Consider the following 15,128-nt stretch of genomic DNA (forward strand, 5'->3'; position numbering starts at 1 on the left):
ACAAACCCATGCTATCTATTGAAAACATGAACGTGCGCTTCGATACGCCAGATGGGCAAGTGCAAGCGGTCAGTAATCTTTCCTACTCGATTAAAGCGGGCGAAACTCTTGGGATTGTTGGGGAATCAGGTTCGGGAAAAAGCCAGTCTGTTTTCGCATTAATGGGGTTAACCACGGATAACGGCGCCGTGTCTGGAAGCGCAATGTTCCACGGTGATGATTTACTCGCGATGTCGAAAAAACAGCTCAACCGCATCCGAGCAGAGAAAATCGGAATGATCTTTCAAGATCCGATGACGTCACTTAATCCATTCATGAAAATTGGCAAGCAGCTTTGTGAAGTTCTCATGATTCATAAAGGAATGAGCCGAAAACAAGCAAAAATTGAATCGATTCACATGTTGGATGCGGTGCGTATTCCCTCTCCCGAAACTAGGATGAATCAATACCCTCACGAATTATCTGGCGGAATGCGTCAGCGAATCATGATAGCGATGGCATTGTTGTGTAAGCCCGAGTTGTTAATTGCAGACGAACCAACCACCGCATTAGATGTAACCGTTCAAGCTCAAATTTTGACGCTATTACGAGACTTACAACAAGAGTTCAATACGGCTATTTTACTGATCACTCACGATATGGGCGTCGTCGCCGAGATGTGTGATCGCGTATTGGTCATGTATGGTGGTCAAAAAATGGAGCAATCAGATACCGAGACATTGTTCGCTCAACCTGCGCACCCCTACACTCAAGGCCTGCTAAAGGCGATTCCTTCCATCACTGAAGATATGCCGCGTTTACCAACCATCCCAGGTAACCCACCAAGTGCGTTGATTAACCATCAAGGGTGTCCGTTTAGAGAGCGGTGCGAGCATCGAGAGACGCGTTGCCAATACGAAACCCCACGGTTTTCTCCATTAAACACGAGCCAGTCCATTGCCTGTCACGTTAACGCACCCAGTGTTATCACTCCCATTCAAATAAAAGCTTAAGGAGGCGTTATGAATAAAAAAGAAGTCCTCATGTCTGCTCGTGATTTAAACGTCCACTTTCCTGTTTCACGTCATCTTATTCCAAGTCGACGTAAAATCGTGAAAGCGGTCAATGGTATCGACTTAGATGTTTACCGAGGTGAGACACTTGGCATTGTGGGGGAATCAGGCTGCGGAAAATCAACACTTGCACGCGCCTTACTTCGCTTAATTGAACCTACACATGGCGAGTTGACTTGGAAAGGTCAAGACATGTTCGGGTTTAGTAAAAAAGAGCTTTCCTCTCGACGCAGAGAATTTCAGATGGTGTTTCAAGACCCATCCGCTTGTTTGAATCCGAGGTTAACCATCTCAGAATGCATCGCCGAACCACTGCTCACCCACGAGCCAAAGCTTAAACGGGCAGAGGTAGAAAAGCGTGTCATCGCTATGATGGATAAAGTGGGTCTCTTAGCGAGCCAGCGAAACCGCTATCCACATGAATTTTCCGGAGGTCAATGCCAGCGTGTGGGCATTGCCAGAGCATTAATTCTCAATCCAGATTTGGTCGTGTGTGATGAACCCGTTAGTGCACTAGATGTCTCCATACAAGCTCAGGTCATCAATCTTCTAGATGATCTTAAACAAGAAATGGGGTTAACACTGGTGATGATTGCGCATGACTTAAGCGTGGTGCGCCATATCAGCGACCGCGTTATGGTGATGTATCTTGGTAAACCTATGGAAGTAGGACGTTACGATAAAGTATTTGATGATGCACAACACCCCTACACCAAAGCACTGTTATCTGCTGTCCCGATAGCTAATCCGCAATTAGCACGTGACCGTGAAATACAACTATTGCCCGGCGACCTTCCTTCTCCACTTAATCCACCGAGCGGTTGCGTTTTTCGTACTCGATGCCCAGAAGCAACAGAAGTATGCGGGCAACAGAACCCAATAAAAACAGGCTCGGAGCAGCATCATATCTATTGCTCAAATATGACTTTAGGAACCATTTAATGAACAATACTAACTCAGTAAACCAACGCCTTACGTTATTGCGTGAGGCAATGTCCTTTTACAACGTGTCTGCATATATCGTGACCAACAATGACCCACATAACAGTGAACACTCAGCGGATCATTGGTTAGCGCGAAGCTGGATGTCAGGTTTTACCGGCTCAGCAGGCGATGTCGTCATTACCCAACAAGGTGGTGGCCTGTGGACTGATGGTCGTTACTATATTCAATCTGAAGAACAGTTACACGGCACAGGACTTGAACTGTTTAAAGCCAAACAACCAGAAACGCCGACAATTGCCAAATGGCTGGCTACCACGCTCCCAGAAAACAGTATTGTCGCGGTTGACGGGCGCGCCATCAGTTACGCTTTTTATCAAGGCCTCAAACAAGCCTTTGAAACGAAAAACATTAAGATCATTGTCAACCTGGATTTACTCACACCGATTTGGCTTGAAAGACCACCTCGCCCAAGTGCACCCGTATTCGAGCACCCCACCGCTTTTGCTGGCGTTGACACTGAAAATAAGTTAGCGAGAATCCGTTCTTGGTTAACCGAGAACCAAGTAGATAGCTTATTAGTGTCAACGCTAGATGATGTCATGTGGACAATGAATATTCGAGGTGGTGATACGAATTACTGCCCAGTTTCTGAAGCCTATCTAGTCGTAGAGCAATCACTTGCGACACTGTTTATTGATAAAGCCAAACTGCCTCAAGACGTTGAAAGAGCGCTGACCGAGCAGAGTGTACACATTCGCCATTACAACTACGTAAGTCAGTATTTGAATCAGCAATGTGAGGGATTATCGCTCGCTTTTAACCCGACCCACACAGACAGCTTATTGGTGAGTTCGATTGAAGGGAATGTGAATCTAAAGCCAATGGCTTGCCCTGTAACGGCAATGAAGGCCATAAAAAATGCGACCGAGCTAACTAGCCTAGAACAGGCATTAACAGATGATGGTGTGGCAATCGTAAGGTTTATGAACTGGCTCGAAGAGCAAGTTCCAAGCGGACTCGTTACAGAATTGTCTGCTGAGGCACAACTGAATCACTATCGCCGTCAAACCCGACATTATGTGAGTGACAGTTTCCGCACTATCGCAGGCTTCGCAGCTCACGGGGCAAAAATGCATTATGCCGCCGATGAAGAAAGCAATGCGGCAGTCAATGAAAGCAACTTCTTTCTCGTCGATTCTGGTGGCCAATACCTTGGCGGGACAACAGACATCACCCGTACTTTCCACTTCGGGTCACCGACCATTAAGCAGCGCAAAGATTATACCTTGGTGCTCAAAGCGGTCATCCGACTGACTCAGACTCGATTCATGAAAGGCTCTACGGGTGCCAATCTTGATATCATGGCGCGTGGCGTCTTATGGCAACATGGTATTGATTACAAGTGCGGCACTGGACACGGCGTGGGCATTTGCTTGAATGTTCACGAAGGCCCACAAAATTTCTCGCAAAGCCACCACGAGGTTGAACTAAAACCGGGTATGGTCATTACTAATGAGCCAGGCGTTTATCGCGAAGGTGAGTACGGGGTAAGAATAGAGAACATTCTTAAAGTTGTAGAGGTAGAACAAAATGAGTTCGGCACGTTTTACGGTTTTGAGACCATCACTCTTGCTCCAATTGCGACCAACGCCCTTGACTTATCAATGCTAGATCAAGCAGAGCTAGACTGGCTCAATCATTACCATTCACGAGTCTATCAAGCGCTTAGCCCTTTTCTTGATGCGCAAGATAAAAACTGGCTTCAACGCACAACCCAACTTATTGAGAAATAGGATATCAGCAAGTTTTATAACGTTTTCATTTTCATCTCAAACTCCTTGTTTGCCAGCCTTCGGGCTGGTTTTTTTATAGAGATAACGGCGTAAAAAACAAAAACGCCCCGCAATGTTAGCGAGGCGATCAATTAAATTAAAATGATGCAGTTAAAATGCCCTACTGACGACACTTCTGAGCATCAAAATCAACGACGATGGCGGCATTCTCAAAGTCACCAGAGACTTTAACGTAGCCCCAGTAGTTACTCTGATTTGACAACGTAATACACTCTCCATTACCAATATTATCTGACCACCCGTGACGATTAGTATCATCCGGCCAACCGGAGTTACTGTATTCAAGCTTTAGGTTGCCCGTACCGTTCCCCGTCGTTATCGCCAGATTTGAGCTCTCATTCACCGCTGGCACACTCAGCCAAATGGTTTGTTGATTTGCCAAGCAAACAGGCTCTCCTGCTGTTAGGCGTCCACCGCTTACTTTACTTTGCACCGCACAGTCTTGTGGCAATGTGTCATTACCGCTCAACGTTGAGATAACAACACTATGAGTGGCGGTTGCCGTCAAGCCTTCACTGTCTGTCACACTTAGACTGACCGAATACTCCCCTTCACTCCCATATTGGTGCGTCGGCTTGGTTTGTGTACTTGTCGAGCCATCACCGAAGTCCCATAAGACGCTGACGATCTTCCCGTTTGGGTCTGTACTGTTTTCACTGCTAAATGTAATGCTTTCACCGACTTTCCCCTTACTGTTTGCGGTTATGACTGCATTAGGTGCACCATTTGAGACAAGGGCTTGCTGCCACTGCTCAAACTCACTTTGATATAAATTCGCCCATTGGGTGATCGTTGCTTTGTAATTGCTCCAATTCCCCTGGCGTGTTTCCACCAGCATTTGGTTTACGTCATCTTTATGATTTTCAAACATAAAACGTACAGCTAAGTACCCCCAACGATAAATTCGATCGACATCAAACCCATCATAAGTAGTCTCGAAAATCTCACTTAAGGTATATGTCGAGCCGTCTAGAATCGTCTCAAGTGCTGCTTGGTTGTCATTTTCTTGAGCGACATACTCTGCAATGCCTTCACTCCACCACACTATTTTTTCAGTTGGATGACTAAACCCTCCATAGAGATCAAATCGACCATCTAAGTAATGCACGTATTCGTGCTCTAAGTTCCAGACAAAGTGATCCGCGTTCGCATAAGAGGCTTCATAAGCAATAAAGTTGGGAATATTCCCCGGCTGGGAAGGATCGCCCTCCAAGTACATACCGCCATTGTCAGTACTAATATCGAAAATTGGCCCTGCGTACTTACCATAATCGGTGCTTGAATCGAAGATATTGACTTGGAGCTGAGTATTGTGGTCATCTTTTACTGGTTGTTCACCCGTTTCTAATGACTGATGAAAGTAACCCTCTTCGTAACCCATTTTAGAACATGCGGCCGCGTGTTGCTCTTGTGTCATATTCTGGGACAATATTCGAATTGTTGGACTACAAGTATAAGTTTGCGATAGCACTAAGCCTTTTAGCTCAGTTTCGAAATTACAAATTCCGAACTCACTACAATCTGCGTAATATGAAGCGGTGTCCGCCGCCGCAAGCCAAACCGAGTCACCCCGACCATACATTTCATACTGTTCAAAGATTCGACTCAGCTGACTCTTCACAACAGAACTCGCGTTACCCGTATACTTGGTCAGACGCCCGAGCTCTCGCCCCGCATTCGCGGCCATAAACTCATCTTCAGCACCGATTGATGACGCCCTCAGAGCAAAATCGCCTAAAGCTTTGGCAAGGTCTGTTTGGTTACCAATTACTTGCACAAATTGCTCGTTCCACTGCCCACCAAACAAAATAGTGAAAACACCATTAACCGCATTGCGCATATACCAGTGCTGGGCGTATTGATCATTCCAACGTGTAAGCCACTGGGTCACTTGCGGTAAGTACGCGTGCTGCAAGCCCGCACTATCCATAGTGATGATGACTTCACTAAGCACTTTGCCGTGACGGTCGCTGTTCTCATAGAAGTTTGCGTTATTAACAAACGCATCCACGGATTCTTTCACCGCTGGTGTGACCCATTCAATAAATGAGATGTTGTCATTGTAAAACTCGGCGTAATAACCCGCGCGTAAGTATAAGAACAACGTTTCTAGTTCATCGCTCCCGCCACCCATATAACCCTTCGCCAAGGTCGTAGTGTGCTTAGCGATGTTGTACATATGATCGGAGCTAAATACCGACTCCTGAACCCGACTTTCAGCAGAGAATAACTGGTTCACGCACGTCGCGCCCTGACTTAAAATTTCGCTGATCAATTGGTTACTGCTTTCGGTAACCAATGCTTCCAAATCACAAGCAGTGCTCGACTCATCAAGGCTTTCAAGTGACTGTACTCGAGTTGCCTTGGAGGGCTGAATAGGGAGAGTTGCGGTTGGTTGGTATTCAACTCGATTGGATTCAACACCGTGTGTATGAGCCGAATGTGCATGTTGCTCTGTAACTTGAGAAACTGGCTCGCTTAACGCAAATACGCCAGTGCTGGTTAATGTTGTCGCAATCGCGACACTCAAAATCTTCAGTTCCATCTAATTTCTTCTATATTGAGTTTTCCTTAGATGCATTACGTCTTTTGCATCGCCACTGCCCTTATTACTGCAAGAGCATCTCCATATAATCTACTCGCAAGACAAGAAGAAACATTTTGTTAACAAATAGATGTGGCGGTATCAGTTTTTGGTACTCGAGTTGCCGTTGCACGAGCTTGCCAGAAATCGATTTGCTTTAGTAATATTGATCAACTAGTTGTTTATCTTTCCATTCAAATATCTTTTATTGCTCCTCACAAAAGCTATAAAATGGTTTCTTTTCTTTTTGCTAAACAACTCCTATGACCGACGCTGATATTGAGCTACAACACCTTTGGTTAGAAGTCCAAGCCGAACGCTGGCAAAACCTGCCACGCTTTTTATTCAGTTACTACTGCTACAAGCACAACCTTGTCAGTAAAACCAACAAAGTTTGCTGGGAGACGGCACGTGCAAAACTGCGCGCTTCAACCTCAATAAAAGAGCGAAAAAACGCGGTGGTTGAACTGTTAGTCCCTGAGGAAGCCGTCGTTGGATTATTGAAAACCATCAGCAAAGATGGGGAAATGACGTTTGACGTGATGGTTACCACACTTAATACGTTTTTGCACTATGTTGTGATTAGCAAGGAAGAAAAAGCGCAACTTAAATCAAACATGCCAGCTAGTTGGTATCAGCAATCGAACAAGTCGCCTTTGGCACGTTTCGAGCAAGCTGGCATTAAGCTACAAGAGTGATATGTCAGTCATCGCTGAAGATAAACACAAAAGACAAGCGCCTACAATGAGGCGCATTTGATCAAAAATTGAGGTGCCCCTAAACAAAAGTGCAAAGTGACCAACAAAGCAAAAGTTTGGTTATTCTTGAATGCCTCGAATGCGTACATTACGTCTACGTAAAACTTCTAATGTCACGAGCAAACACACCGACATAAAAATCAACAACGTAGCGACCGCCAATATGGTCGGACTAATTTGCTCTCGAATTCCTGACCACATCTGCCTCGGAACGGTTTTTTGTTCTGCCCCAGTCAGGAATAACGCCACCACAACCTCGTCGAACGAAGTGCCAAAAGCAAACAAGCCGCCAGATATCATCCCCGGACGAATCATCGGAAAGGTAATGTGTCTGAAAGTATAAACAGGGCTTGCGCCTAAGCTAGCCGCCGCTTTTACCAAGCTATGGTCAAAGCCGCTTAACGTCGCAGTAACGGTAATGACGACAAAAGGCGTACCTAACGCAGCGTGTGCCAAAATGACGCCTAAATAAGTTTGTGATAAGCCAAAGCGTGTGTAGAAAAAGTACATCGCAGCAGCAGAGATAATGACTGGTACGATCATGGGTGAGATCAACAGCGCCATAATCGTATTGCGAAAAGGCAAATTACTACTTGCTAAACCCAACGCCGCCAGAGTTCCTAGCCCTGTTGCAACGAGTGTCGCCATAAAAGCAATAAACGTGCTGTTTTTCAGCGCCAACAGCCACTGATCACTAGTAAACATTTCTTGATACCAGCGAGTAGAATACGCTTCCGAATCAAGGTTTAACATCCCCTCGGTAAAAGTAAAGTAAGGCGTTGCATTAAGCGATAACGGGATGATGGTCAGAATTGGAGCGATTAAAAAGAACAGCACCACCCCACAAAAAGCTAAGTAACCTGCGTAAGCAACTCGCTCTACTTTTGATGCATAGTTTGGTAATGCCATGGTTATCCCCCTACCTTAAGGTTGTTAATGCCAAGCACACGGTTGAACATATAAAACAGAACCAGTACAACGAACAAAAGCAGTCCACCCAATGCGCCAGCCATCCCCCAGTTCAGTGATGTCTGCATATGATAGGCAATCATATTGGAGATCATCTGTCCGCTTCTTCCACCAACCAAAGCGGGCGTAATGTAGAAGCCAATAGAAAGAATGAAAGTAAGCAAGGCCCCCGCACCTATACCCGGTAACGTAAGCGGCATATAAACTTTGATGAACGCAATGAAAGGCGTCGCGCCTAGAGAACGAGCGGCACGGAAATAAGTTGGGCTAATTCCTTTCATTACGCTATACAGAGGCAGGATCATAAACGGCAACAGAATGTGAACCATAGACACCACCGTTCCGAAGGTATTGTGAATCATCTGAATTCGCTCAGAAGTAAAACCCGACCAAATAAGGAGATCATTAATGACCCCTTGGTTTTGCAGCAGAACAATCCAAGACGTGGTTCTGACTAACAATGATGTCCAAAATGGCAGCAGCACAATAATTAAAAGTAAGTTCGCGCGCTTATCAGGTAAATTGGCAAGCAGGTAAGCAACGGGGTACGCCATCACCAAACAAATTAAGGTGATTGAAATAGACATCCAAAAAGTTTTAAAGAAAAGGTCGACGTATATTTGGCGTTTTTCTGGTTGGGGTTCAATGTCTCCAAACTCATTCACTTGCAAGTCTAGCGCTGCAAGATAATGACTGAATGTTAATGCGCCACTAAGATTCTTAAACGCGGCCCAATATTTAGGATTAGCCCAACGCTTATCCAGCTTAGCTAGCTGTGTCACCGAGATCGGCAGCGACGTCAACCGAGACAACTTTCTGCCGGTTTTCATGAGTAAACTGCGCATACCAGACTCTTCAATATTCATCCGGTTGGCTATTTTCGGTAGCTCTTTGCTTTGATAAAGCGCAAGTACCTCAACAGAGAATGCCTCAATGACTTCTTGATGAGGCTGACCTTGATAATCCCAACTTTCTAAAGCTTGAATAGTTTGTGGGAGTGACAGGGATATTTCTCGGTTATCCACGCTTCGATAAAGCATGTCGAGGATAGGAAAAGCAAACGTAAGCAGAATAAAACACACTAATGGCGTTGTGAGCATAATGGAGCGAAGCTTTTTTCGGCGCTCGGCCTTTTGCAACTGCGCTTTCAAATTGGTTTCTTGCTCATGAACTTGGCGTTCGATTTCCAATACAGAATCTAATGCGGTTAGCTCTCGACTCATGCTGCTACCTCGCTACTTTGAGTTTGTGTCCCATCAAGAGCATGGCAATCGTCACTTTGCCAACCAATACGACAAATTGAGCCAGGCGTTAACTGCAAGTGTTTACGATTATCGTTAGGTACTTTAACGATGAAGTGACCAACGCTCTCTACTTCGACGACCAGACGATAATGATCACCGTGATAAATCAATTCTCGTAGGACGCCCGAGACTTGGTTCTCACAAGACGCTTTCTCTGGTTGAATAACAATCTTTTCTGGTCGAATGGAAAGTGTTGTTCTCTGCCCTTGCTCAGAGACTCTGACAGGTTTCGCAGTAAATAACTCTTTCCCAACGAGCACTTGGCAATACTTTCCGTTCCACTCTTTGACTAAACCTGAGAGTTGGTTGTTTTCTCCGATAAACTGCGCAACAAACGTATTACTCGGAGATTCATAAAGCTCGGTTGGTGTCGCGAGTTGTTGCACTTCGCCGTGATTAAAAACCGCAATACGGTCGGACATAGTGAGAGCTTCGTCTTGATCGTGCGTCACATACAAAATGGTAATGCCAAGCTTTTCATGCAAATGTTTAATTTCCATCTGCATTTGCTCACGCAGCTGCTTATCTAACGCGCCTAGTGGTTCATCCATCAACACGAGTTTAGGCTCAAACACTAATGCTCGCGCTAACGCAACACGCTGTTGTTGACCACCTGATAACTGCTTCGGGTATCGAGTCGCAACATGCTCAAGCTCGACCATTTCTAATACACTCTGAACTTTGCTTTGAATCGTGTCACTGTCGAGTTTTCGCACCTTTAAAGGAAACGCAAGATTCTCAGCAATGGTCATATGTGGAAACAACGCATAGTTTTGAAACACCATACCAATATCGCGCTTGTGCGGCGCGAGATGATTGACAGGAACGCCATCGATATAAATGTCTCCACCGGTCGCAGTTTCAAAGCCTGCTAGCATCATCAAGCAAGTGGTCTTGCCCGATCCTGACGGCCCCAACATAGTAACGAACTCTCCAGGAGTAATATCTAAGTTGAAGTCTTTCACCACCAAATTCGTGCCATCGTAGGTTTTCTTAACGTGTTGAAAGCTGACATAGTCCTTGTTTTCCGTGCTCATGACTTCCCTCTTCTCATTTTTTGAATATTACGAATGAGTAGAGCGTCAGTTAACGCTCTACTAAACAGCACAATTACAGATTGTATTTGGATAGGTCTAAGCGGGTTTCTAACGCATGTTCAACCATTTGAATGACTTGTTGACGCTCTTCACCTTGTAAGAGTTGGCGTGGCGCACGAACTTGTTCAGAGCCACGTCCGCAGACTTGCTCGGCCAATTTTATGCACTGAACCAGCGTAGGAATGGTGTCTAAACGCAGTAGGGGTAAGAACCAACGGTAGATCTCTAACGCTTCAGCATAACGACCTTGGCTTGCCAGTTTATAAATCGCAACGGACTCTTCTGGGAATGCGTTGGTTAAACCAGAAATCCAGCCGGTCGCACCTAGCATCAATGATTCAAGAGCGATGTCATCAACACCACTGAACACGGTAAAGCGGTCATCAAATTTATTGTAAAGCTCGGTGATACGACGAGTATCAGTGGTCGACTCTTTGATAGCTACAATACTTTCAAACTCAGCCAGTTTCGCCATGATATCGAGGTTTACATCGACACCATAAGCAACCGGGTTGTTGTAAATCATGATTGGCATTTCTGGCGTTGCTTCTGCTAGCGTGCGGTAATATTCGAACGTTTCGCTCTCAGACGTGCGGTAAACCATGGCAGGCATCACCATACAACCATCGATACCAATTTTGTACGCATCCTGCATGTAATCAACAGCTGCTGTGGTAATAGACTCTGCTGTACCAGCAATCAAAGGCACACGGCCATTTACGACTTCTTTTGCCGCTTGCAAAACCTGGCGTTTCTCCTCCGGGTACAACGCGCAGTTCTCACCGACAGTACCCAAGCAGATAATGCCATTCACACCATCTTTAATCTGGTTGTCTATAACGGTTTGCGTTGCGTCTAAGTCAATTGACTGATCTTGACGAAATTGCGTACTGACCGCCGGATAAACACCTTTCCAATCAATTTTCATGAACTACTTTCCTTATATGTATATTGTATGCAATTTAAATGAACGAGCGAAAATGCTCAGACATGGCTATCTATGCCATTTTCTAACAACACCGCCTTTACAGCGGCCAAATCAGCCAAAGCACTGCCAACTGATTTGTATAAAGTAATGACCTCATCGTTTTGACGTCCTGAGATTTGTTGGGCGCAAAGCTGCGGTAATTCCCCTTTGATATCGTCTGACGTGAATACGCCCTCTTGAATTGGAATGAGAAGATCGCCCGCTTCGGCTAATACATTAATACGGCTATCAACATACACCTGTGCTCGTTGCACTGCTTCGGAGTCACATTCACGCTTGTCCAAGTCATGATTACCGACCAAATCAATATGGGTGCCCGGCTGCACGTCTGCGCCATTAAACAAAGGCTCTGCTGATGCAGTAATACAGCTGATGATGTCAACGTGTTTGATAACGTGGTCCACTTTTTCTACGACTGAAACGCGAAACCGACGCTCATCAGGAAGCGACTGATACTCTGAAGATGACACAATGGCATCTACCGTCGCCTCGGCTTTATCTGAGTTACGCCCCCAAATATAAACCTGCTTAAGTGGGCGAACCGCAGCGTATGCCCACGCAAAATAAGGCGCAAGATTGCCCGTTCCGCAGATCAACAGACGATCAGCATCGGGACGCGCCAAATAGTCCGCTGCCAACGCAGAAGCTGCGGCGGTGCGCCAAAACGTTAAAACTTTACCGTCCACGAGTGCGAGCGGCTCACCATCGTTTCGTCTAAAAACAAGCAGCTTAGATGCAAGCGTATCTTTGCCTTGCTCAGGGTTATGCGGGAAATACGTAAAGGCTTTCACCGCAATCAACTCCTGGTTCCAAGCTGGAAGTAGCGCAAACGCCTCGTATTCTCCCTCTTCTAAGGGCATGACTCGGCGTTGAGGTATTGTTGCTGGCCGCGAGTACATTTCACGCATCGTTTCAATAAGAGACTTCATTGTTAAACATTGCGCGACTTGCTGTGCTTCGATGACTTTCATCATTTCTCCGAAAACATAAATACAGTTGAGGAAAGTACGGAACCTCGCTTATGGATGAAAACTCGACCCCATACACAAATTAACGCCTAGTTAAGCAGCCAGGTATTGAACTCTTCATTGAGTTCATCCGCGTAGTCTGACCACCATTCATCGTTAATCAGGAAGGCGGTTTGGAAGTTTTGAGGTGCGGTAGGAAGGTTCGCTAAAATGTCTGGGTTCACCTCCGCCGAAGACGACTTACGCGTAGGCCCATAGGCAACGTACTTAGCTTGATCAGCTAATGGTTTTGTTCCTGAAGAAAAAGCAATGAAGTCCAATGCAAGCTTTGTGTTCTCACTCCCTTTAGGTATCGCCCATCCATTCATGTAACCCATTTGACGGTCCCATATAATCCGAAATGGTTGACCTTCATCCTTACGGGCATTGTGGATTCGGCCGTTAAACGCCGAGGCGATCACCACTTCTTTGTCTGCAAGCATTTGAGGTGGCTGGGCACCTGTTGTCCACCACAGTACTTCTGATTTGATCGTATCCAACTTAGCAAAAGCACGCTCACGCCCCGCTTCGGTTTCGAGCAGGCTGTAGACCTCTTCTGGCTTTACACCATCAGCCAATAGTGCCCACTCAAGATTGCCCTGAGGTTGTTTTTGCAATGCACGTCGACCTGGAAAAGTTTTTAGGTCAAAAAGATCGGTCAACTTGCTTGGCAAAGCCTTACCTTTAAACGCGTCTTCGTTCACCGCTAATACAGTGGACACTACGATGGTATTGATTGCGCACTCGTGAATCGCACCATCAATAAAATCCTCTTGTGCTGGTGTTCCATCTGCGCCCGGAGGCAAAATACTTGGGTTCACTGGTTCTAGTAACCCTTCGGCGCAACCACGAACAATGTCTGGCTTGTCGAGAGAAACCAAATCCCAGCGCACGTTGTTCGCTTCCACCTGTGCTTTAATTTCAGCTAATCCGCCGCTGAAATCCTCGGATACGATCTCAACACCTGTTCTTTTAATGAAAGGCTTATGATATGCCTCCACTTGGCTCTTGGTGAATGCACCACCCCAAGATACGACCGTCAATTTGTCTTCAGCATAAGCAGAGGCCCCCAACAGCATTCCTGAAATCAACAGCGCCAATGGTGCTTTGGTCATTCGTGACATGTTTTACTCCTTTTGGTTGTTTTTCTGGAGGCATCCGAGTACGGCTGTTGGACACCATTTTTGTTAAAATCAAGTTAACATTAGCATTTAATATATTTTATACAATATTTAATATTAAATTTTTCAGGCGAATCGTTGTAATGAAAAAGGTGATAGATCAATCGATGTCGGCTTTCCTTCGATAAGCTCTAAAAGGAGATCTGCCGTAATCGCCGCTTGAGTTAATCCAAGGTGTTGGTGGCCAAATGCCAGTAATACATTTCCATCCCAAATGCTATCAATAACCGGTAACGAGTCGACTGTTGAAGGCCGATTACCCATCCACTTTTCTCCTTGCTTGAGTGGATTTAACTCCGATTCAAACATCTCATCACCTAACTGAAAAAGCATTTCTGAACGTTTCATATTGGGTGGTGATTCTACATCGGCATACTCAACAGTGCCTGCCAAGCGTAGCCCGCCAGACATCGGAGTCATGATGAATTTTCTATCGGCAGAGCTAATAGGAAATGGCAGTACATCACGCTTGTCATCCACCATTAGGTGATAACCACGCTCGGCTTGAATAGGCACTTTGACTCCGGTTAGCTGCCATATCAAAGGCTTAGAATGTACACCAGCGGCAACAATGATTCGGTCAAATGAATGTGTTTGAGACTCAACCAACACATCACCATTTTTCTCCAACGCAGATACACCTTTTTGTAAAATCTTACCGCCAAGAGCTTCAAAAGCTTCACTTAGCTCAACACAGATCTGATAAGGGTCTAGCGTATGTCCTGTATCGGGAAAAAAGACGCCGACACGAACCTTATGGCTGAGATCAGGTATCCGCTTTCGAATCGCCTCTTGCGTCCAAACTTGATACGCCACACCGTTTTTGGCCAGTGAGTTAAGCGTACTTTGGTAGTCTTTAAACAGTTTCTCGTTTTCAAAAGTGAGCAATGAACCATTCATTTTTATTAGATGCGCTTTTCCGATTGAATCAAGCACGCCACGCCAACTTGCCACTGACCGCTCGTTAAGAGTTTTAATCGCGTTTTTTGCCTGCTCCGCGGCTGATGGCTTGGTTTGTAATAGAAAACGAATCATCCACCCGATAGTGCTTGGAATATCTTGCCAACGGATCGAAACCGGACTTTTGGGATCTAGCAGCATTTTAGGTAATTGTGGAAGCAGCGCTGGCGTTGCAAGAGGGAAGATTTGCTCAGTCGCGATATGACCTGCATTTCCCTTAGAGCATCCATTCCCCACGCCATTGGGATCAAAAATTGTGACTTGATAACCTTGCTGCTGCAACTTCAATCCAATTGATAAGCCAATAATCCCCGCACCTATCACGGCGATCCTTTCCTTTTTTGTTTCATCCTTGACCAACATAAATATGCTCCGAGTCACACTTGAAAACGTAGATTGTATACAATATATTTTACATTATGTTAACATC

12 protein-coding genes are annotated in these 15,128 nt (G+C 45.5%); 4 read left to right on the forward strand and 8 right to left on the reverse strand.

Features of this window, described 5'->3' with window-relative positions; translation table 11 throughout:
* Positions 1–8 precede the first annotated feature (8 nt).
* Genes R7P74_RS01330 through R7P74_RS01340 form a run of 3 tightly spaced genes read left to right on the forward strand, consistent with a single transcriptional unit; the run spans position 9 to position 3,790 of the window.
* Positions 9–992, forward strand: coding sequence for an ABC transporter ATP-binding protein (locus R7P74_RS01330; protein ID WP_206959174.1), 984 nt, complete (start codon positions 9–11; stop codon positions 990–992).
* A gap of 9 nt (positions 993–1,001) precedes the next feature.
* Complete coding sequence (locus R7P74_RS01335; RefSeq protein WP_318122572.1) at positions 1,002–1,994, forward strand: ABC transporter ATP-binding protein; 993 nt, start codon at positions 1,002–1,004, stop codon at positions 1,992–1,994.
* Positions 1,994–3,790: an aminopeptidase P family protein gene (locus R7P74_RS01340; RefSeq protein ID WP_318122573.1), complete on the forward strand. Its 1,797-nt coding sequence runs from the start codon at positions 1,994–1,996 to the stop codon at positions 3,788–3,790. The genes R7P74_RS01335 and R7P74_RS01340 overlap by 1 nt, the downstream gene beginning before the upstream one ends.
* Positions 3,791–3,950: 160 nt before the next feature.
* Here R7P74_RS01340 and R7P74_RS01345 read toward each other — a convergent pair whose 3' ends face one another.
* Complete coding sequence (locus R7P74_RS01345) at positions 3,951–6,395, reverse strand: collagenase (protein WP_225472840.1); 2,445 nt, start codon at positions 6,393–6,395, stop codon at positions 3,951–3,953.
* Between the two features lie 302 nt (positions 6,396–6,697).
* Between R7P74_RS01345 and R7P74_RS01350 the strand changes: the two genes are divergently transcribed.
* A complete protein-coding gene (locus R7P74_RS01350) occupies positions 6,698–7,132 on the forward strand; it encodes a hypothetical protein (RefSeq protein WP_054574079.1) in 435 nt (144 codons plus the stop codon).
* Between the two features lie 120 nt (positions 7,133–7,252).
* On the opposite strand, the gene R7P74_RS01355 is transcribed toward R7P74_RS01350, so the two are convergent.
* The 7 genes from R7P74_RS01355 to R7P74_RS01385 form a co-directional block, all read right to left on the reverse strand.
* Positions 7,253–8,101, reverse strand: a complete 849-nt coding sequence (locus R7P74_RS01355) for an ABC transporter permease (RefSeq protein WP_318122576.1) — start codon at positions 8,099–8,101, stop codon at positions 7,253–7,255.
* Positions 8,102–8,103: 2 nt separating this feature from the next.
* Positions 8,104–9,384, reverse strand: coding sequence for an ABC transporter permease (locus R7P74_RS01360; protein ID WP_318122578.1), 1,281 nt, complete (start codon positions 9,382–9,384; stop codon positions 8,104–8,106).
* The gene (locus R7P74_RS01365) at positions 9,381–10,502 is read right to left on the reverse strand and encodes an ABC transporter ATP-binding protein (RefSeq protein ID WP_005377849.1); all 1,122 of its coding nucleotides are present in this window, start codon (positions 10,500–10,502) and stop codon (positions 9,381–9,383) included. Before R7P74_RS01365 ends, R7P74_RS01360 begins: the two co-directional genes overlap by 4 nt.
* 73 nt (positions 10,503–10,575) lie before the next feature.
* Positions 10,576–11,490 (reverse strand): dihydrodipicolinate synthase family protein, encoded by a 915-nt coding sequence (locus R7P74_RS01370; RefSeq protein WP_005377851.1) that lies wholly within the window; start codon positions 11,488–11,490, stop codon positions 10,576–10,578.
* 56 nt (positions 11,491–11,546) lie between these two features.
* Positions 11,547–12,521, reverse strand: a complete 975-nt coding sequence (locus R7P74_RS01375; RefSeq protein WP_005377853.1) for an ornithine cyclodeaminase family protein — start codon at positions 12,519–12,521, stop codon at positions 11,547–11,549.
* Between the two features lie 86 nt (positions 12,522–12,607).
* Entirely contained in the window at positions 12,608–13,681 is a 1,074-nt protein-coding gene (locus tag R7P74_RS01380; protein ID WP_033905158.1) for a polyamine ABC transporter substrate-binding protein, read from the reverse strand.
* A gap of 123 nt (positions 13,682–13,804) precedes the next feature.
* Positions 13,805–15,061, reverse strand: coding sequence for an NAD(P)/FAD-dependent oxidoreductase (locus R7P74_RS01385; RefSeq protein ID WP_033905157.1), 1,257 nt, complete (start codon positions 15,059–15,061; stop codon positions 13,805–13,807).
* Positions 15,062–15,128 lie beyond the last annotated feature (67 nt).

The sequence above is a fragment of the Vibrio sp. 2033 genome (genome assembly GCF_033339735.1).

What these genes read in the sequence shown, in the direction of transcription:
- R7P74_RS01330 (WP_206959174.1), top strand. Translation starts at nt 9, where the DNA reads ATGCTATCTATTGAAAACATGAACGTGCGCTTCGATACGCCAGATGGG.
- R7P74_RS01335 (WP_318122572.1), top strand. Translation starts at nt 1,002, where the DNA reads ATGAATAAAAAAGAAGTCCTCATGTCTGCTCGTGATTTAAACGTCCAC.
- R7P74_RS01340 (WP_318122573.1), top strand. Translation starts at nt 1,994, where the DNA reads ATGAACAATACTAACTCAGTAAACCAACGCCTTACGTTATTGCGTGAG.
- R7P74_RS01345 (WP_225472840.1), bottom strand. Translation starts at nt 6,395, where the DNA reads ATGGAACTGAAGATTTTGAGTGTCGCGATTGCGACAACATTAACCAGC.
- R7P74_RS01350 (WP_054574079.1), top strand. Translation starts at nt 6,698, where the DNA reads ATGACCGACGCTGATATTGAGCTACAACACCTTTGGTTAGAAGTCCAA.
- R7P74_RS01355 (WP_318122576.1), bottom strand. Translation starts at nt 8,101, where the DNA reads ATGGCATTACCAAACTATGCATCAAAAGTAGAGCGAGTTGCTTACGCA.
- R7P74_RS01360 (WP_318122578.1), bottom strand. Translation starts at nt 9,384, where the DNA reads ATGAGTCGAGAGCTAACCGCATTAGATTCTGTATTGGAAATCGAACGC.
- R7P74_RS01365 (WP_005377849.1), bottom strand. Translation starts at nt 10,502, where the DNA reads ATGAGCACGGAAAACAAGGACTATGTCAGCTTTCAACACGTTAAGAAA.
- R7P74_RS01370 (WP_005377851.1), bottom strand. Translation starts at nt 11,490, where the DNA reads ATGAAAATTGATTGGAAAGGTGTTTATCCGGCGGTCAGTACGCAATTT.
- R7P74_RS01375 (WP_005377853.1), bottom strand. Translation starts at nt 12,521, where the DNA reads ATGAAAGTCATCGAAGCACAGCAAGTCGCGCAATGTTTAACAATGAAG.
- R7P74_RS01380 (WP_033905158.1), bottom strand. Translation starts at nt 13,681, where the DNA reads ATGTCACGAATGACCAAAGCACCATTGGCGCTGTTGATTTCAGGAATG.
- R7P74_RS01385 (WP_033905157.1), bottom strand. Translation starts at nt 15,061, where the DNA reads ATGTTGGTCAAGGATGAAACAAAAAAGGAAAGGATCGCCGTGATAGGT.